The sequence below is a fragment of the Paenibacillus sp. MAHUQ-63 genome (assembly GCF_028765165.1).
GTDB lineage: Bacteria > Bacillota > Bacilli > Paenibacillales > NBRC-103111 > Paenibacillus_E.
On sequence record NZ_JARADB010000033.1, the window covers coordinates 1 to 651 of the forward strand.

Consider the following 651-nt stretch of genomic DNA (forward strand, 5'->3'; position numbering starts at 1 on the left):
CGCGCCGATCTTGTCCATGGCGGCCATCTCCGGGAGCCAGCGGTCGCGCTGCTCCTGGTCGCCGCCGGACTCGATGGAGTACATCGCCAGGCCGTTGTGGACGCCGAAGAAGGTGGACACCGAGGCGTCGGTGCGGGCCATCTCCATGGCCATCGTGCCGCTGAGCAGGTTGCTGACGCCCGGCTTGTTCTCGGCGTCGTAGCGGATCACCGTGTCGGTGTCGGTGACGGCGCTCTTGACCTTCTTGGCCGTGGCCTTGGGCTCGTCGAGGAGGTTGATGAGGCCCTTCGGCGTGGACGCCGACTTGCTCATCTTGATCGACGGGTCCTGGAGGTCGTAGATCTTCGCCGTCTCCTTGAGGATGTACGGCTTCGGGAGGGTGAAGGTCTCGCCGAACCGGCCGTTGAAGCGCGTGGCGAGGTCGCGGGTGAGCTCGATGTGCTGGCGCTGATCCTCGCCGACCGGGACCTCGTTGGCCTGGTAGAGCAGGATGTCCGCGACCTGGAGGATCGGGTACGTGAACAGGCCGACCGAGGCGCGCTCGGCGCCCTGCTTGGCGGACTTGTCCTTGAACTGGGTCATCCGGCCGGCCTCGCCGAAGCCGGTGAGGCAGTTCATGATCCAGGCGAGCTGGGCGTGCTCGGGGACGTG

At 66.8% G+C, this 651-nt stretch carries 1 protein-coding gene; it reads right to left on the reverse strand.

The features are described from left to right. Nucleotides 1–651: tryptophan--tRNA ligase (gene trpS / locus PUT07_RS35355; RefSeq protein ID WP_274473519.1), on the reverse strand; the 651-nt coding region annotated here is incomplete at both ends.